At 66.8% G+C, this 18,036-nt stretch carries 18 protein-coding genes; 3 read left to right on the forward strand and 15 right to left on the reverse strand.

Annotated features, from left to right (window positions below; all coding sequences use genetic code 11):
• The 8 genes from GOOTI_RS16470 to GOOTI_RS16500 all read right to left on the reverse strand — a co-directional run.
• The coding region (locus GOOTI_RS16470) for an NAD-dependent epimerase/dehydratase family protein (RefSeq protein ID WP_007239747.1) at positions 1-529 on the reverse strand (529 nt) is incomplete at its 3' end.
• Positions 530-639: 110 nt separating this feature from the next.
• The gene (locus GOOTI_RS25280; protein WP_003402602.1) at positions 640-741 is read right to left on the reverse strand and encodes a 30S ribosomal protein bS22; all 102 of its coding nucleotides are present in this window, start codon (positions 739-741) and stop codon (positions 640-642) included.
• A gap of 271 nt (positions 742-1,012) precedes the next feature.
• Positions 1,013-1,243, reverse strand: coding sequence for a helix-turn-helix domain-containing protein (locus GOOTI_RS16475; RefSeq protein ID WP_007239748.1), 231 nt, complete (start codon positions 1,241-1,243; stop codon positions 1,013-1,015).
• Positions 1,244-1,465: 222 nt separating this feature from the next.
• Positions 1,466-2,302, reverse strand: coding sequence for a pyrroline-5-carboxylate reductase (gene proC, locus GOOTI_RS16480; RefSeq protein ID WP_007239749.1), 837 nt, complete (start codon positions 2,300-2,302; stop codon positions 1,466-1,468).
• Positions 2,303-2,337: 35 nt separating this feature from the next.
• Entirely contained in the window at positions 2,338-3,189 is an 852-nt protein-coding gene (locus GOOTI_RS16485; RefSeq protein ID WP_007239750.1) for a thioesterase family protein, read from the reverse strand.
• Positions 3,186-4,130, reverse strand: a complete 945-nt coding sequence (locus GOOTI_RS16490; protein ID WP_007239751.1) for a sugar phosphate isomerase/epimerase family protein — start codon at positions 4,128-4,130, stop codon at positions 3,186-3,188. The genes GOOTI_RS16485 and GOOTI_RS16490 overlap by 4 nt, the downstream gene beginning before the upstream one ends.
• 7 nt (positions 4,131-4,137) lie before the next feature.
• On the reverse strand, positions 4,138-5,949 hold the full coding sequence (locus GOOTI_RS26190) for an Rv0497 family membrane protein (protein WP_007239752.1): 1,812 nt from the start codon (positions 5,947-5,949) through the stop codon (positions 4,138-4,140).
• A gap of 108 nt (positions 5,950-6,057) precedes the next feature.
• On the reverse strand, positions 6,058-7,071 hold the full coding sequence (locus GOOTI_RS16500; protein WP_007239753.1) for a Ppx/GppA family phosphatase: 1,014 nt from the start codon (positions 7,069-7,071) through the stop codon (positions 6,058-6,060).
• Between the two features lie 128 nt (positions 7,072-7,199).
• Here GOOTI_RS16500 and GOOTI_RS16505 point away from each other — a divergent pair, with 128 nt between their 5' ends.
• The 3 genes from GOOTI_RS16505 (at position 7,200) to GOOTI_RS16515 (ending at position 10,397) form a co-directional block, all read left to right on the forward strand.
• On the forward strand, positions 7,200-8,024 hold the full coding sequence (locus GOOTI_RS16505; protein ID WP_039994259.1) for a DUF3109 family protein: 825 nt from the start codon (positions 7,200-7,202) through the stop codon (positions 8,022-8,024).
• Between the two features lie 65 nt (positions 8,025-8,089).
• Positions 8,090-9,184, forward strand: a complete 1,095-nt coding sequence (locus GOOTI_RS16510) for a GGDEF domain-containing protein (protein ID WP_233425521.1) — start codon at positions 8,090-8,092, stop codon at positions 9,182-9,184.
• A 94-nt stretch (positions 9,185-9,278) separates the two neighbouring features.
• The gene (locus GOOTI_RS16515; RefSeq protein WP_051997995.1) at positions 9,279-10,397 is read left to right on the forward strand and encodes a GGDEF domain-containing protein; all 1,119 of its coding nucleotides are present in this window, start codon (positions 9,279-9,281) and stop codon (positions 10,395-10,397) included.
• A 28-nt stretch (positions 10,398-10,425) separates the two neighbouring features.
• Here the strand turns inward: GOOTI_RS16515 and GOOTI_RS16520 are convergent, their stop codons facing one another.
• From GOOTI_RS16520 to mshA, 7 genes are all read right to left on the reverse strand, one after another.
• A complete protein-coding gene (locus GOOTI_RS16520) occupies positions 10,426-11,112 on the reverse strand; it encodes a winged helix-turn-helix domain-containing protein (RefSeq protein WP_007239757.1) in 687 nt (228 codons plus the stop codon).
• The gene (locus GOOTI_RS16525; RefSeq protein ID WP_007239758.1) at positions 11,109-12,557 is read right to left on the reverse strand and encodes a sensor histidine kinase; all 1,449 of its coding nucleotides are present in this window, start codon (positions 12,555-12,557) and stop codon (positions 11,109-11,111) included. The genes GOOTI_RS16520 and GOOTI_RS16525 overlap by 4 nt, the downstream gene beginning before the upstream one ends.
• Positions 12,558-12,676: 119 nt before the next feature.
• A complete protein-coding gene (locus tag GOOTI_RS16530) occupies positions 12,677-13,015 on the reverse strand; it encodes a GNAT family N-acetyltransferase (protein WP_007239759.1) in 339 nt (112 codons plus the stop codon).
• 121 nt (positions 13,016-13,136) lie between these two features.
• On the reverse strand, positions 13,137-13,883 hold the full coding sequence (locus GOOTI_RS16535; RefSeq protein ID WP_007239760.1) for a phosphoglyceromutase: 747 nt from the start codon (positions 13,881-13,883) through the stop codon (positions 13,137-13,139).
• A 186-nt stretch (positions 13,884-14,069) separates the two neighbouring features.
• The gene (locus GOOTI_RS16540; RefSeq protein WP_007239761.1) at positions 14,070-15,677 is read right to left on the reverse strand and encodes an AMP-binding protein; all 1,608 of its coding nucleotides are present in this window, start codon (positions 15,675-15,677) and stop codon (positions 14,070-14,072) included.
• 196 nt (positions 15,678-15,873) lie between these two features.
• Positions 15,874-16,521 carry a type III secretion system chaperone family protein gene (locus tag GOOTI_RS16545; protein ID WP_007239762.1) on the reverse strand — a complete coding sequence of 216 codons (648 nt, stop codon included), beginning with the start codon at positions 16,519-16,521 and terminating at the stop codon, positions 15,874-15,876.
• Between the two features lie 42 nt (positions 16,522-16,563).
• Positions 16,564-17,901: a D-inositol-3-phosphate glycosyltransferase gene (gene mshA, locus GOOTI_RS16550; RefSeq protein WP_007239763.1), complete on the reverse strand. Its 1,338-nt coding sequence runs from the start codon at positions 17,899-17,901 to the stop codon at positions 16,564-16,566.
• Positions 17,902-18,036 lie beyond the last annotated feature (135 nt).

An 18,036-nucleotide genomic window follows, 5' to 3' on the forward strand; every position in this document is an offset into this window, starting at 1 on the left:
CCGACGCGCGAGCCCCTCGCACATACCCCTCGACGTCGAGCATGTCGCGTCCGTAGCCGCGTCGTGGTTCACGTTTGGCCGGTGTCTCCTCGGTGAAGTGCGCAGGATCGCGCGGACTCGCACCGTAGACCATCGCCGTCGATCGCAGGACGAGGCGCTTGACCGAGGGGCTCCGCTGGCATGCTCCGCACACCTGCATCGCGCCGAACAGATTGAACTCCTTGATGGCGGCCGAATGGGGGGCCGTCTCCATGATCGACGTCGCCGCGTGCACCACGGTGTCGACCTCGTAGTGCGAGATGGCCTTGGCGATCGCAGGCCTACGGATGTCGAGACGCAGGAACTCCGCCCGCCCCATGCGACGCATCAGGTCCTTACGCGGCACCCGGGAGTCGACGGCGATGACACGCTCGACGTCCGGATTGGCCACGAGCGTGGCGACGAGGTAACCACCGAGGAAGGTCGACGCCCCGGTGACGAGCACCGTACGTGGGACCTGGCGTATGTCGGAGCGAGAACCGTCGGGCATGGTCGCAAGGCTAGTCGGACAAAAAAGAACCCGCACTCAGGCGGGTTCTTTGGTGCGCGGTCTACTGTGACCGCGATCGAGTCGGTGGCGCGCAACGGCACGCCGCCGACTCACTTACCGAGTTTGCGACGCTGCACGCGAGTCCGACGCAGAAGCTTGCGGTGCTTCTTCTTCGACATGCGCTTGCGGCGCTTCTTGATCACTGAACCCATCGGGGCACTTCCTTACCTACACGGTCTCACGCGGTTTCACGGCACGCTGTCGTCGGCACCCACCTGGTGGTGAGGCCTGCCCGCCGGAACCTTGCGGCGAGATCAGCTACGCGATCATCAACACTACCGGGCGGGGTCGCAAAGAGAAAAATCAGGTCGTATCCGGTGCACACCACAACTCCTGCCGACGACACGCGATGGTCGCTCGACAGGAGTCACGGACACGTCTCGATGCACCGGGCGGGCACGGACAAGCGCACCCGAACGGCAACTAGCCTGCGTCGAAGTAGGACGTCTCCAGGTAGTCGTGCACCGCCTTGGCGTGCACCCGAAACGAACGACCCACGCGCACAGCCGGAAGCTCTCCGCTGTGGACGAGACGATAAACGGTCATCTTCGAGACGCGCATCAGGGATGCGACCTCGGCGACGGTCAAGAACTGCGACCCTGAAGCCGCGTTGCCGACCGCGCCAGACCTGTCACCAGGAGTCTCTGCTGCCATGAGTTACTCATACCTCCGGAGCACGCGTCGCGGCCGCCGGCTTCCCCTCCGGCGGACACCAGACACGCACGTGCTTGAAGCAGCTTAGCGTGGCAGATGTGAAAAAAGCGACGTAAGTGGCCTGGATTTGCATTGTTCAACGCCACTGACCACAACATACTGGGGTTTTGGCAAGAAGAAACCCTAAATATTGGGTACTGGCCGTCGGGCGTGGCAGCCCGATCAGGCCCCTAAACCCTCAACGTCGGGTCGACGTCCCGCGCGTGCGCTGGCCTCCGCACAGGCCTCGGTTGCCCGATACATCGCTGCTCGTGCACCGTTTTCCTCCAGCACGCGGATCGCAGCCGCCGTTGTTCCGCCCGGCGATGTGACAGCCGCACGCAGGTCAACGGGCGAGATCCCGGAGTCGCTGAGCAGAATGCCCGATCCGCGGATGGTCTGCACCGCGAGTTCGCTGGCCTGCACGCGTGTGAGGCCGAGCGCCACACCCGCGTCGATCATCGATTCGGCGAGAAGGAACACGTACGCCGGTCCCGATCCGGAGATCGCGGTGACGGCATCCATCTGCTTCTCGGGTACGACGAGCACCTTGCCGACGCTCTCGAGCAGCCCCACGACGGCGGCGAGCTGCTCGGGGTCGACATGGCGTCCCGGCGACACGGCCGACATCGCCTCGTTGACGAGCATGGGGGTGTTGGGCATGACCCGCACGACCGGCACGCCCGCGGGCAGCGCGTTCTCGTAGCGCGCGATCGGTACGCCCGCGGCGAGGCTGACCGTGACGCGCTCGGTGTCGCCGTTGTCGTCGACGCGTGCGAGTTGACGCAGCACGGAGTCGACGATGTCGGGCTTGACCGCGACGAACACGTACTGGGCACCCTCGACGGCGGTGGGCACATCGGTGACCAGCACCCCGTACTCCTCGGCGAGTTCGCGGGCGCGCGCCTCGTTCGGCTCTGCGACCACCAGGTTCTTGGGCTGGTGCCCCGCTGTGACGAGCCCGGCGAGCAACGCCTCACCGATCTTGCCGCCGCCGATGATGGCGATCCGTTCACTCACGTCGTGCTGCCTTTCTGGTCAACCCGGGGGTCGGTTCAGTCCTGTCGCTGCGGTATCAGTGCAAGCTGACGTGACTGCGCGACCACGGTGCCTGTCGAGTCCACCACGAGATGGTCCTCCTCGAACATCCCGGGTCCCACCTCGGTGCTCGACGCGGCGAACCGCAGCCATCCCGCCGCGAGGCGTCGCCGCACGTAGGTGGTGAGCTGGACAGTCGGCGCCCAGCCGAAGAGCGCGAGGTTCATCACCACCGGTGGTGAGATGTCGCAGACGAGCACCGCGAACTCGACGTCGGGCTCGGTGTTCTTCGGTCGTGTCCACCCGCGGACCACCGGCTCTCCGGTCTCGCCACGGGCGACGGGAAAGCTGGTGGGGTCGAGCACGACGTCGAGGGCCGAACCGAGATGCATGACCTCGGCGATCGGCGACCCGTCGATCTCGATTCCGTCCGACGTCGGTTCGGGCTGCAGGTCGTCGAGGACCGACGGCGACGAGTGATGCGGCGTGCCACTGTCGGGACGTGCGAGCGTCACCGACGACGACACCATCAGTCGTCCGTTCTGACTGAGGCCGACGGTCAGCAGCGTGACGGTGCGACCGCGTTTGCGCAGCCTCACCGCGAGGTCGACGCCGGCGGGATCGGGTGCTGCGAGGTAGTCGCTGGCGATGGCGACGGGTACGAGGTCGCTCGCCGAGGGCCGGGACTCGTCGGCGTCGACGAGGTCGTCGTATGCCGTCAGTGCTGCGCGCGCGACGAGCATCTGCATCGAACCACCGTGCACCTTCGGGCCGATCGTGAATGCCGGGTCGATGACAGCGCGGTAGTTGACGTCGCCGGGACCGTCCGAAGGGTGCAGGGTCAGCAGTTCGGCGATCTTGTCGCTCATTCGGGGTCGGTCTCCTGGTTCGCGAGGTCGGGCTCTGGTGGCGGATTCGTCGGGGTGCGGCCGGCAGGGGGTGAGGTCGGGGCGACCTCTCGGCGCAGATTGGTGCGAGCGAAGTCGAGAGCTCGGGACAGGAGTGCGGCGCGTTCGGGTTTGGTGCGGGCCGACCCCGTGCTGACCTCGAGGATGACGCCGCCCGCGAAGTCGCTCGCGGCGAGACGGCGGCACACCTCGACGCACGGTTGCGAGCCGTCGCCGGGAACCAGGTGCTCGTCGGTTGCCGCGCCGCTGCCGTCGGCGAGATGGAGGTGTGTGAGCCGTGAGCCCATGCGCTCGAACAGCGCGACGGCGTCGACGCCCGCGGTCGCCGTGTGTGAGAGATCGAGGGTGTAGTGCGCGTACCCGTCGTCGGTGGGATCCGTCGACTTGCCGAACGCCGATGCCGCGCGTCCAGGTCCTCCCCCGCGTGCGTTCAGTCGCTGCGCGGACCGCTTGCCCGCGCCGAAGAGTCGGTCGCCGCGCATCGGGAACATGTTCTCCACCGCGACGGCGACGCCGGTGTTCTCCTCCAGTTCCGCCACGAGGTCGTCGAAGGCAGCGGTGTAGGCGCGTTGCCATCGGAAAGGCGGATGCACGACGACGGTCGGCGCTCCGAGGTCCTCGGCAGCCGCGACGGCGCGTGCCAGTTTGGCCTGCGGATCGCGGCCCCACACCCGCTGCGAGATGAGCAGGCACGGCGCATGGATGGACAGCACCGGCACCTGGTACCGCTCCGAGAGGTATTCGACGTGGGCGATGTCCTGACTGACCGCCTCACCCCACACCATCAGTTCGACACCGTCGAAACCCAACTCGGCCGCGTACGCGAACGCCGCCTCGGTGTTCTGCGGATAGACCGAAGCCGTCGACAGCCCGATCGGGATGTCGGCCATGGGGTTGATCATCAGGCGCTCACGTCGCGAGCAACACCAACGGACCGATGGTCACGATCAGGCCCACACCGAGCGCGAGCAAGGTGGTGAACAGATCACGCGAATGCCGGACGGCATGCGTGAACGAGACGATGCCGAAGATCACCAGAACCGCCAACACCAAAGCGAAGTAGACGTTCCAGCGCCAGAGTTCCGTAAATCCCCAGAACAATCCGACACCGACCGCGAGTCCGAGAATCGCCTCGCCGATGACCAGGAGCCATGCCTTCGCGGGCGATCGCTCGGCGGAGCCGGTCTTCGCCGCCGCGGAGTCCGCTGGTGCTGCCTTCTCTGTTGCTCCCCTGTCCGCTTCTCGCGTGCCGGCGGGCGCGTCGGCGGATTCTGTGTCGGCTGACGCCTTGGCCGCCGGCGTGGACGTCTCGGCGTTCTCGTGCGCGGTGGCGTCGACTGTCGCTGCCGAGTCTTCGACGTCGACGTTGCCTGCTACGGTGTCGTCGGCTGCGGTGTTGCCTGCTGCGGTGTCGTCGGCTGCGGCGTCGTCGGATGCGGTGTCGTCTCTGTCGGGATGGGGGTCGAACGCGGAGTAGGCGTACGAGTGCGGGGCGGTCTCGCCGATCCGATCCGCGGCGGGTGTCACGTCGAGCGTGTCCTCGACGATCTCCATCGCCGTCGTCTCCTCCAACTCTGCAGCGCGCCGGCCCTCTCCGGGTTCGTCGTGCCGATCGTCGGCGAGCGGGGCGGCGTCTCCGCTGTCGGCGACGCCAGCAGCCGGGGTCCGCGCGACGGCCGTGTGGACCTGATCGTCGGACTTCCGGTCGCCGGGGGTCTGGGGGTCGGGTGTCTGGGCGCCGGGGGTCTGGGCGCCGGGGGTCTCGACGTTGCCGACACGCGAGTCGGAACCGAGATCGCTGCGAGGCTCGTCGAACCTGTTCTCGGTGGTGCCGGTCCCGGTCGTGGCAGCCTCGGTGGTGTCAGCCTCGCGCTTTGCAGCCTTGCGCTTGGCGGCCTTGCGCGCGAACCATCCGCGCTTCTTCCTCGGCTTGTCGCCGCCTCGGGCGTCCCGCGCGGTGGAGCGCTTGCGACGCTTCGCGTCGGTGTCGTCATCGTCGTACTCCGAGAACGAGCGGTAGGCGTCGAAATCGTCGTCGATGACGTCGGCGAAGCGTCCCGGCCTGGCGGGCGGCGCGTCGAGTTCGACACCCACGAGGTCGTCGGCCTCGACCAGCCGCACGTCCTCGTCGCGCGGGTCCCCACCCTGCAAGTCACCGCCCTCTAGGTCACCGCCGTGCACGTCGTCGCCGCCGACGATCGGGATGATCCCGGTGACGGCATTGGCGTGCTCGTCGTCGGCGGTGTCGGGAGTCCGCGGGGCCGGAGGCGAGGGGCGGACGCCGGACGTGGGCTCGGTGCGCGAGACCCGCTCGGCGACGGCGGCAGCGTTGAAGTCGCGAGTCTGGGGTGGGGCGTCGTAGACCGACCTGTCGAATCCCGTGGTCGACCCCGCGGGGTCGGCCGAATCCTGCAGCGGCCGGCTGTCGGAGGCTCGGCGCGGGACCGGGCTCGACGATCGGGGGAAATGCTCCGCGGCGTCGGACGTGGTCGGCGACGTCGGGGCGTCGGTGATGCGCGGGATCTCTCCGGTCAGTTCCGACACCGACACCGAGCCGTCGCGACCCGCGCGCCGTCTGCCACGTCCCTCGGCGCGCTTCTCACGCTCCTCGTCGGCAATGGCGGCGTCGCGACGCGCGAGGAGTTCGGACACGGAGATCGGGCGCGATTCCGCCGCCGAATCGCCTGATCCGCCAGAGGGTGACCCCGGTTGCTTGGCCATCGAAATTCGCTCTCCGTCCTCGCCGTCGTCGTGACGACCGCTTCGCCGCAGCCGTGTCAACCGCGCCGTCCGTCCGTGCAGGCAGCTCCGGCGCAGCGTCCTGAGCGCCTAGCGGGAGCTGTTGGTCGCGGCTGGTACCGAACCCGCCGACTCTGCAGTCTCTGTCTGTTCTCTGGTGTCCGTGAACTCCGTGTCGAGGAACTCGGTGTCGAGACGACGCAGGATCACACCCTCACGCAACGCCCACGGACAGATCTCCAGTGTATCGACCGACAGTGCGCGCATCGCCGCCTCCGCGACCAGCGCGCCCGCGACGAGCTGACCGGCTCGGTCGGCGCTGACGCCCTCGAGTTCGGCACGGTCGTCGCGGGTCATCCGGGAGATGAAGGAGATCAACTGCCGCAGGCCGCTGGCGGTGAGCTGGCGCTTCACGCGCAACCCTGCACCCGACGGTGCGGCGCCGGTCAGTCGCGCGAGACTTCGGAACGTCTTCGACGTCGCGACCGCGAGGTCGGGTTTGCCGGCCGCACGCAATTCGCGAGCGGGATCCCTGAGCTCCGCGTCGAGCCAATCGCGCAGTACGCCGATGCGTCGTCGGTCCGGCGGATCGTCGGGAAGCCATTCGCGGGTCAGCCTGCCCGCGCCCAGCGGAAGGCTCAGCGCGACGTCGGGTTCCTCGTCGACGCCGTTGGAGATCTCCAGTGATCCGCCGCCGATGTCGAGTGCGAGGATGCGACCGGCGCTCCAGCCGTACCACCGGCGCACGGCCAGCGACGTCAGTCGCGCCTCGTCGCGTCCACTGAGCACCGTCACCCGCACGCCGGTCTTCGCGGCGACACGGTCGAGCACCTCGTCGGAGTTGGTGGCGTCGCGCACCGCCGACGTCGCGAACGCCATGGTCTGTTCGCAGCCGGACGTCGCGGCGATGTGGGTGAATTCGTCTACCGCGTCGACGAGCGACCGGGCACCGCGCTCGGTGAGCCTGCCCTTGCCGTCGATCTGCTCCGCGAGGCGCAGCACCGACTTCGTGGAGCTCATCGGAGTCGGATGTCCGCCACGATGGGCATCGACGACGAGCAGGTGGACAGTGTTGCTGCCCACGTCGAGCACTCCTAAACGCACGGATACACGGTAGTGCGTCGACGATTCGCCACGTTGCGGGGGTGACGGAACACACGAGTGCAGTCGGACGGCGCACCGTCGATGCGGTTACCGTGAACGGCGTGCACAGTCCCACCCGTACCGCACAGATCGCCCCGGCCCCAGAGGTACCGCTCGACTTCGCGCGCGAGTGGTACGAGTTCTTCGATCCCGCGGACCCCGAACATCTCATCAATGCCGACCTGACCTGGCTGTTGTCACGCTGGACGTGTGTCTTCGGCACACCGGCGTGCCAGGGGATCATCGACGGCCGACCCGACGACGGCTGCTGCAGTCACGGGGCCTATCTCACCGACAAGGACGACCGGAAACACCTCGCGAAGAGCGTCGCGATGCTCACCCCTGACGACTGGCAGTTCCACGAGAAAGGTTCCGGCAAGGATGCCCTCGGCAAGAAGGGCTACCTCGAGGAGGGCGACCTCGACGACGAACCCGCACTCAAGACGCGAATCCACAAGGGCGCGTGCATCTTCCTCAATCGTCCCGGCTTCGATCGTGGTCCGGGGTGCGCGCTGCACGCGATGGCGTTGCGCAAGGGCATCGAGCCGTGGAGCGTGAAACCCGATGTGTGCTGGCAACTTCCGATCCGTCGGGAGCAGGACTGGGTGGAGCGTCCCGACGGTACCCAGGTACTCAAGACGACGATCACGGAGTTCGATCGGCGCGGCTGGGGCGAGGGCGGACACGACCTCAAGTGGTACTGCTCCGGTTCGCCCGACGCTCACGTCGGCGCGACGCAGGTCTTCGAGTCCTACGCCCCGGAACTGACAGAACTGCTCGGCAAACCCGCCTACGACGAACTCGCGCGAGCGTGCCGACGTCGCAACGGCCTGGGCATTGTCGCCGTCCATCCCGCCACCGCGGCCGCGACGACCCGCCGCGAGACCGACATCAAATACGAGGAGCTGGGCTGACCGAGCCCGCGTCGGCGAGTAACAGAACGCGCGCCGGGTGTGAATAGAAGACCGTGCGGGTCACAGTGTCTTCCTTTCTTCGCCAGTTGCTGAGCCGTGCGGACTACTCGTGGCTGCTGTCCTACCTCGAGTCCAGGGGATTTCTCATCTGGGTCAGGTGCGCGATCGCGGTCGGCGGGCTCGCGATCAGTCTCACCGCGCTTCTTGCAGCGTTCGCACCGCCAGGTGTGCTGTGGCCGCACGGCAGGAGTGTCATGCTCGCGATGTCGGTGGTGGCGCTGTGCTGGGCTGCGCGCTGGCTGCTGTGGCGCTGGCCGTCGAGAACGCAGTCGTTGGTCATGATGGCCGGAGCCGATATCGGGATCGCGGCAGCGTGCTTCATCCACCGCGACCTCGTACTGGGCATCGCCGCCACTCCGCTCTTCGCAGTCACCGGTGCTTACCTCTCGTTCTTCCACAGCGTGCGGGCCAACCTCTGCCACGTCCTGTTCGCGTTTCTCGTGGCCGCTGCCGCACTCATCGCATGCGGCTACGTCCAGGGCACGCAGTGGCTGCCTCTCGCGGCGAGCAAGGCATTCATCGGCCTTTTGTCGACGGCACTGGTACTGCCGTTCATCCAGGTCGGCTACCGCATATTCCGTTCCAGCGCAGACGAATCCACGTTCGACACTCTCACCGGCCTGCTGAATCGACGTGGACTGAAGCGTGAGGTCGCCAGAACAGAGTTCGACGATTCGCCGCCCCAATCGCCCTGGACGGTCCTGCTGATCGACCTCGACGACTTCAAATCCGTCAACGACACGTACGGTCACGCTCGCGGCGACGACGTCCTCGTCGCCGTCGCGGAGGCGATGACGCGGACCGTCGACCGGGACGCCACGGTCCTGGCCGCGAGATTCGGCGGTGACGAGTTCGTGTTGGCGACACGAGAACCCCCGCTGGTGGGGCGCATCGTCGCCGAACGCATCCGCGAGACGATCGGTGCGCTGACCGACCCCACCGTGTCGGTCAGCGTCGGCGTCGCCGGCGACGACGACGGTCGGCGCGGGGTGTTCGAACTGATCACCGAGGCAGATCGGGCAATGTACAAGGCGAAGCGATCGGGCGGAGATCGCGTGATGAGCGCGGCGAGCAGGTCGGGTCAGGGCCCGGGCGCATGACGGCGCCCGGGGTAACCGGTAGCCGCACATCAGAGGCCCGCACCGGCCGCGCGGGGTAGTGCTCGGTCCGCCGAAACCATTGCACAATGTGCCCATGGAGATCGATGGGGGGCGCGGCGTGCGGGATGCTGCCCGCCAGTGGCTGAGGCAATCCGATGACCGTTGGGTGCTCGACTTCTTCGGGTACCTCAACCTGATCGGCTTCACCAAGATCGTCGTCGCGGGCGGCGGCGTGCTCAACGGTGTGATAGCCGCGCTGTCCCTACTCGGGCCCGACGGTGTGCTGTGGCCCGGTGTCGGCACGACTGCGATGATCGTGGTGGTCGTCCTCTGTCTTGGATGGACGGTGCGCTGGCTCCTGCTCCCCTGGCCGACGCGCTCCGAATCCCTGATGTTGTGTGCCGTCGCCGACGTCGTGATCACCGTCACGGTCTTCGCTCACCAGAACATGCTGCTCGGCATCGCCTCGGCATCACTGTTCGTGGCGACGAGCATCTACCTGACGCTGTTCCACGGCGCCGTAGCCAATCTCTGCCACGTCGTCTTCACCGCGGTGGTCGTCGTGGCCGCTGTCGTCACGTGCTGCGTCGTGCAGGGAACGCAGTGGCTCCCGATCGCCACCGCGGAGGCGGCCATTGTCGTCATGGCCGTCGTGGTGGCGCTGCCCATCCTCCACATCGGATTCAGCATCGTCCGCCGGAGCGCCGTCGACTCGTTGACCGACTCACTGACCGGCCTTCTCAATCGCCGGGGTTTCTACCGGGCCGTCGCCGCGGCGTCGTCTCGAGGCGTGACGACGCCTGCGCCGCACCGCCGTTCACGATGGATCGTCGCGGTCGTCGACCTCGACAACTTCAAGGTCGTCAACGACATCCATGGCCACGTACATGGAGATCGGGTGCTGGTGGACGTCGCGTCGGCGGTACGACGAGCCGCAGAGAGTCACACGATCATCACGCGCTTCGGTGGCGACGAGTTCGTGCTCGCCACCCAGTACGACACCGAGTTACCCGACGCCGACCGGTTCGCGGCCTTCGGCGAACGACTCGTGCGCGCAGTCGTCGAGGCGAGCGGCGGTGCGGTGACGGCGAGCGTCGGAATCGCCAGCGGAGACAACGACGACGACGGACGCATCACCACGGTCATAGCCGACGCCGATCGCGCGATGTATGCAGCCAAGATTCATGGTGGCAACCGGTTCGAACTCGGCTGAGCAGCGTCGGTCGTCGAGTCGTTGCGGGTCAGGGCTCGAGTTTGTAACCGAGCCCGCGCACGGTGACCAGATGCTTGGGGTTGGCCGGATCCGGCTCGATCTTCGACCGCAGACGCTTGACGTGCACATCGAGGGTCTTGGTGTCGCCGACGTAGTCGGCGCCCCACACCCGATCGATGAGCTGACCGCGGGTGAGCACCCGACCCGAGTTGCGCAACAGGTACTCGAGGAGGTCGAACTCCTTGAGCGGCAACGTGATCTGTTGTCCGTTGACGGCGACGATGTGCCGCTCGACGTCCATCCGGACAGGTCCGGCCTCGAGGACGCCGATGGCGAGGTCGTCGTCGGCTGCGTCACCACCGCGACGCAGTACCGCACGGATGCGGGCGATCAGCTCGCGCGCCGAGTACGGCTTGGTGACGTAATCGTCGGCACCGAGTTCGAGTCCGACGACCTTGTCGATCTCGCTGTCACGTGCGGTCACCATGATCACCGGCACACTGGACCGTGTGCGCAGCGACTTGCAGATCTCTGTGCCGGACATGCCCGGCAGCATCAGATCGAGCAGGACGATGTCGGGGCTGACGCGGTCGAAGGTACCGAGCGCCGCCGAGCCGTCGTTGACGACTGTGGCCTCGAATCCCTCCTTGCGCAACAGGAATGCCAGCGGATCGGCTAGCGATTCCTCGTCCTCGACGATCAGAACGTGAGTCACCTGTCGGTTTCCTTCGGTCGTGCGGTTGACGCAGGCGGAAGTGCCTCGTCCTGGACAGCGGCGGGGGCCGCAAACTCAGAGATCTCGATGTCGGGTTCTGCCCAGTCGATCTCGGCGCTCATGTCCTGTGGGATGCACAGGGTGAACGTCGAACCGGTGCCCGGCTTGCTCCACAGGGAGATCAGCCCGCCGTGGTTGGCGGCGACATGTTTGACGATGGCCAGCCCGAGTCCGGTGCCACCGGTACTACGTGAGCGGGCTTTGTCGACGCGGAAGAAGCGTTCGAAGACTCGTTGCTGGTCGGCGGGTGCGATCCCGATCCCACGGTCGGTCACGGCGATCGCGACCATGGGGCGGCCGTCGTGACGGGTCACTCGTCGACTCACCGAGACGGTGGTGTGCGGCGGTGAATACGAGATCGCGTTCACGATCAGATTGTTCAGCGCCGTCAGCAGCAGCATCCTGTCGCCACGCACCGTCAGTCCGGCGGCGGCGTCGGCACGCAGCGAGATCGACGCCGCCTCGGCGGCAACCGAAGCGGACTCGATGGCTTCGTCGATCAGCGAGTCGACGTCGACCAGCGAGAAGTCGGCCGTCTCGCCCTCCTGTAGCCGCGACAATGCGAGCAGTTCGGTGACCATGTTGCCCATCCGAGTGGCCTCGGCGACGACACGGGTGCCGAAGTGCTGCACCGAGTCGGAGTCGTCGGAGGACTCCAGCAGGGCTTCGGCCAGCAGGCTGATCGCGCCGACCGGAGTCTTGAGTTCGTGCGAGACATTGGCGACGAAGTCCCGACGAGTCGCTTCTACGCGCAGATGTTCGGTGTCGTCGACGCCGTACACAACGGCGTAACGCTCATCGCCCTGACGGACCAGCCGCGCGATACAGCTGACCGACTCGACGGTCTTGCTGCGGGTGCGTCCGGTCGACAGGAAGCCCAATGCCGACGCGGGAGGTTCGAAATCGAACCGCCGCTCGACCTCGGTGTCGAGGACCTCTTTGGCGGCTTCCCAGACAGAGTCGTCGAGCAGTCGGTCGCGCACCAGAGCCAGTTCGACGGCCCGGTGGTTGTAGAGCACGACGTCGCGGAACTGGTCGACGACGGCCACCGCGGTGTCGGAGTTGCGCACGATCAGCCCGAGCAGGCCAGCGGTCGTCATCCGACCGTCCTCGGTGGTGCCGTTGACGTCGCTGTCGCGTAGTTCGGCGTTCTCGGGAACCACCCTGGGCCGATCGGCGAGGGTCAGCGTGTACGTGGGCTGGTCGGCGGCGATGTCGGGGACCACGGCGTGGGCCTGGGCGGGCTGCGCCGCGTCGTCGGGATGGTTGACCGCTCCGCGCGGTGCGGCATCGCGACGCCAGAAACGACCGAGCACGAAGCCGACGACGACTGCGGCCACGAGGGCGACGGCAACTGTCACGCCGCCCACGAATACACCGGTCACAACGTCAGCTTACGGCTCACCAAACTGCGGGAACACTCAGCGCTGGAGTGTTCGACCGGTGTTCACACACAGTTCCACCGGCGTCGACCCGAGAGCGGGAGACGTGCGTCCGACGATCCTCACGACGTGACGGACGCCACCATATCGGCGTATTCGGGGTGCTTGTCGATGTAGTGGCGCACGTACGAGCAGACCGGCACCACCTGCTTGCCCTGCGACCGGATGTCATCGAGGACGGCGTGGACCAGTTGTGCGGCGTAGCCCCTGCCGGAATAGGCGTCGAGGATCACGGTGTGGGTGAGGATCACCTGATACGGCTCGGAGACGTAGTCGAGGTAACCCACGAGGTGCTCGTTGGACTCGGTGTCGCGCGGATCGGACTCGGGATCGGTGAGAATCGCCTCGTACCGTTCCTGCGGTGCCGAGTGGACTATGCGGAGGGTTCCAGAGTCGGCCATGCACCTAATGTAACCGCCGTCACACCATTACGTCCGTGACGATTGGGTTACGGACGGTAGGCCGTGGCGATTGTCTCGATGCCCGGACAGCGGGATCTGCTGCCCTCGCTCGCGATACGTCCTACTTCTTGCCCTGAGCTGCGACGGCTGCGGCACCCGCCGCCGCGGCCTCGGGGTCGAGATAGGTGCCACCGGGGTTGAGGGGCTTGAGGTCGTCGTCGAGGTCATAGCGCAGCGGGTTGCCGGTCGGGATGTTGAGTCCGGCGATATCGGTGTCTGAGATTCCGTCGAGGTACTTGACCAGCGCACGCAGTGAGTTGCCGTGTGCGGCGATCAGCACGGTCTTGCCGGCCTTGAGGTCGGCGGCGATGTCTGACTCGAAGTACGGGATGAGCCGCTCGACGACATCCTTGAGGCACTCGGTCAACGGAACCTCGTCGAGGTCGGCGTACCGGGGATCGTGCGTCTGGCTGTACTCCGACTCCGGATCGATCGGCGGCGGCGGGGTGTCGTAGGAGCGGCGCCAGAGCATGAACTGCTCCTCGCCGAACTTCTCGAGGGTGTCGGCCTTGTTCAGACCCTGCAGCGCGCCGTAGTGGCGCTCGTTGAGGCGCCAGTCGCGGACGACGGGAATCCAGAGCCGGTCGGCGGCGTCGAGCGCGATGTTCGCGGTCGTGATCGCGCGACGGAGCAGCGAGGTGTAGAGGACGTCCGGCAACACGTCGTGTTCGACGAGCAGCTCACCCGCCCGCGTCGCCTCCGACCTGCCTTTGTCGGTGAGCGCGACGTCGACCCAGCCGGTGAACTGGTTGGACGCGTTCCATTCGCTCTCGCCGTGCCGCATGAGGATCAGGGTGCCGTTGCTCATGGGACAACAGTTTTCCACACAGCCACGGCCAGCTCTCGGCAACGCCACGAGGATCGGCATACGCGGTCTCGACACACACGCGGCCTCGGTTGGTGAACGCGGCCGGCGTACCGGCCGCGTCCGCCGAACCGGACCGCGTCTGTGCAGTTTTCACACTGTGTAGTTCCTACCGCCGGAATCCGACCCTTACTTGCGCAGATCCTTGCGCAGGATCTTGCCCGACGACGACTTCGGGATCGCGTCGATGAACTCCACGCGGCGCACCTTCTTGTGGGGTGCGACCTTGGCGGCCACGAACTCCATGACCTCGTCCTCGGTCAGCGCGGCGTCGGCCTGCTTGACGACGAATGCCTTGGGGATCTCCTCGCCGCTCTCCTCGTCGATCACGCCGACCACGGCGGTGTCGGCGATCTGCGGGTGGGTGAGCAGCAGCGCCTCGAGCTCGGCGGGCGGCACCTGGTAGCCCTTGTACTTGATGAGTTCCTTGAGCCGGTCGACGATGTACACCGCCCCGGCGGCGTCGACCTGTGCCATGTCACCGGTGTGCAGGAAGCCGTCGGCGTCGATCGTGTCGGTGGTCGCCTGCTCGTTGTTGAGGTAACCGAGCATCACGTTGGGCCCGCGGACCCACAGCTCACCTGGCTCCGACATTCCGTCGCCCGACGCGGCGACCTCCTCGCCGGTGGCTGGATCGACGATCTTGTTCTCCGAGTTCGGGATCGGCCAGCCGACCGAGGAGAGGGGCGGCTCGTCGAGGCCGAGGACGGCCTTCGAATCGAATGGGATCAGGTGGCTGACCGGAGAGAGTTCGCTCATGCCGTAGCCCTGCAGCATGTGCAGGTTCAGCCGCTTGGCGACTGCCTTGCCGAGCTCGTCGTCGAGCGGCGCCGCGCCCGACAGCATGGTGTGCAGCGACGAGAGATCGTAGTTCTCGACGATGGGGTGCTTCGCCAGTGCGACGGCAACCGGGGGCGCGATGAACGCGTAGGTGACCTTGTAATTCTGGATGTTCTCCAGGAATTCGACGAGGTCGAACTTCGCCATCACGACCAGGCTCGCGCGTGCGCGCAGCGCGGCGTTGAGGAGCACGGTCATGCCGTAGATGTGGAAGAACGGGAGTACGGCGACGATCACGTCGTCGTGGGCCATGCCCTGCAGCGGGGCGATCTGTGCGACGTTGGCGACGAGGTTGGTGTGAGAAAGCTTGACGCCCTTCGGATTTCCGGTGGTCCCCGAGCTGTAGGGCAGGACCGCGACGTGCGTGGCGGGATCGAAGGTCACGTCGGGTGCCGGCAGGTTGGGTCCGAGCAGGTCGGCAGCGTTGGGATGTCCCGACGCGTCGGCACCCTCCCCGTCGAGGATGATCACGGCGTCGTCGGCGATCCCGACCTCCTTGGCGGCCTCGAGTGCCTGCGCCGCCATCGGCGAGATGGTGACGAGCATCTTGGCGCCGGAATCGTTGAGCTGCTTGGCGATCTCGCGTGCGGTGAACAGCGCGTTGATCGTGGTGGCCGTCGCGCCCGCCCGCAGCACGCCGTGGAAGACCGTGGCGAACGCCGGGATGTTCGGCGAGAGGATGCCGACGACGTCACCCACTCCGATGCCGCGCGCTGCGAGTGCTCCTGCGGCAGCGTTGATCTGGCCGATCAGCTGACGGTAGGTGGTCTTCGTGTCGGTCTTGGGGTCGATAAGCGCAACCCGCTCGAGATCGTCGTCGGCGATACTGCCGAACAGGTACTCGTAGACGCTGACGTTCGGGATCTCGACGTCGGGGTAGGGACTCTTGACGCTCATGGCACCTCCGTTGGTAAATCAGTCAAATGCGATCGTACCAACGCGCATTGCCACGGTGTGACCTGGGACGCGCGGGATATGCGCAGTGCGCGAAAACGCGAGTCGCCCGACGGCGTTCCACGCATCACGTTTCAGAAACCGCACGTCACCGAGGCTCGGATCACGCATCGAAGATCACTCGTCACCAGCCCTCGACTCAGTCGTCGAGTTGCGCTCCCGTGTCCGGGGCGGTCTGCGCGGCGTCGAGGACCGACGACCCGCCCGTTGCACTCCCGACCGAGTCACTCGTTTCCCCGGGCACGTACCTGCCCGGCAGCGGCTCGCCCGGTGCGGGCAGCGACTCCTTGTCGATGAGGTGCTCGAAGGCGAGCAGGTTACGCAGCGACTCGCCCCGCGACACGCGCCACGCCCATTCACGGCGGATCGACGTCGCGAAGCCGAGCTCGAGGAGCGTGTTGAAGTCGCCGTCCGCGGCTTCGAGGACCTGCCCGAGCACACGGTCGATCTCGTCAGATGTCAACGCATCCACCGAGATCCGCCCCACAAGGTAGATGTCGCCGGTGTTGTCGATGGTGTACGCGACTCCGTAGAGACGACGATTGCGTTTGAGCAGATACCGATACACGGCCTCGTGATTCTCGTCGGCATGCCTGCAGACGAAAGCCTCGACGCGCACACCATAGGGGCCCGCGGTCAGCAACACCGTCGTCTTGAGCTTTTTCTCGCCGGGCAGTTCGAGGACGACGTGTTCGGATTTCGCTCCGCCGGAGCTCTTTCGGCTGTATGGGATGTCGCGCTCGGTCAGCGACTTCTCCAACAGTTCGAGATTCTCGATGTGGCTCACCGCTATCACTCCTGACGACGCTGGGTCGGTTACCTGCTCTGATCAGACATTCGTGCGATGACGACGACGCCACCGCCGCGAAGCGCGCCGCGCCGCGCCGCTGGGGCTCACCCGCGCGCCCGGCGCGGCGGCGAACGAGGCCATCGCTCGGGAGTAGCTCTCCTGTAGCGCATCTGCGGTGTGGTCCCACGAGAAGTTCTCGGCGTGCGCGCGAGCGTGTCGACGCATCGCGGACAGTTCGTCGGGTGAGGCGATCATCTTCTCGATCGCGTTCGTCCAGTCGCCGATCGCGTGACCGTTCACCAGAATCCCACTGCGGCCGGCGGAGACCGCGACGGACAGACCGCCGACGTCGGCAGCGATCACCGGCGTCCCGCACGCCTGCGCCTCGATGGCGACCAAGCCGAACGACTCCGAATAACTCGGCACCGCAACGATATCCGACGCCCGATACACCTGAGCGAGTCGTGCGGAAGGCTGCGGCGCAAGGAAGATCACGTCGTCGGAGATGCCCAGTTGCGCAGCGAGATCTATCAGCGCAGAGGGCGTGTCGAGTCCCGAGCCGGACGGACCCCCGACGATGAGCACACGCACGGGCCGCGCCGTGTCGCGCGACCGCTCGATCAGCGGGGCCGCTGCCCGCAGCAGGATGTCGGGCGCCTTCAGCGGCTGGATACGTCCGACGAAGGTCAACAACGTTGCGTCGGTGGGCAATCCGAGTTCGGCGCGCGCCGCGGCCATCGACCCGGGCGTGTAGCAGTCGAGGTCGGCTCCCGGCGTCACGACGTCGATGCGCGCGGGATCGGCGTGGTACATCGACACCAACTCGTGCGCCTCGGTCTCGGTGTTGGCGACGAGACGATCAGCCTCGTCGACGACCTGCTGCTCCCCGACCACCCGCAGCATCGGTTCGGCGGTGTCACCCGCCGCCAGTGCCGCGTTCTTGACCGCCGCAAGGGTGTGCGCGGTGTGCACCAGCGGCACCCCCCACCGGTCGCGGGCGAGCCATCCGACCTGCCCCGACAGCCAGTAGTGCGAGTGGATGAGGTCGTAGTAGCCGGGCCGCTGCTGCGCCTCCGCGCGCAGCACGCTCGCCGTGAACGCGCACAGCTGCGTCGGCAGATCTCGTTTGTCGAGCCCCTCGAACGGTCCTGCCACCACGTTGCGCACGGTCACGCCGGGCGCGGCCTCCACGATCGGGGCATCCGACGACGCCGTCGCCCTGGTGAAGATCTCCACCTCGACGCCGCGTCGGGCGAGCCGTTGGGCGGTCTGCCACACGTACACGTTCATGCCGCCGGCGTCGCCCGTCCCGGGCTGGGCCAGCGGTGAGGTGTGTACCGAGACGAGCGCGACACGCCGCGGCCCCCTGAAGCTCATCTCTCCACTGTAGAGAACGCGGCGCGGGCGCCGATCGTCCGCACACCAGGACGGTGCAGGTAGACGCGTGGTCGGCTCGAGCGCGTACGGTTCCGCCGACTCGGAGACGGATCGTCGTCGAGTCCCGGCTTCGGC

Origin of the sequence: Gordonia otitidis NBRC 100426 (genome assembly GCF_000248075.1) — a bacterium.
Taxonomy (GTDB): Bacteria; Actinomycetota; Actinomycetes; order Mycobacteriales; family Mycobacteriaceae; genus Gordonia; species Gordonia otitidis.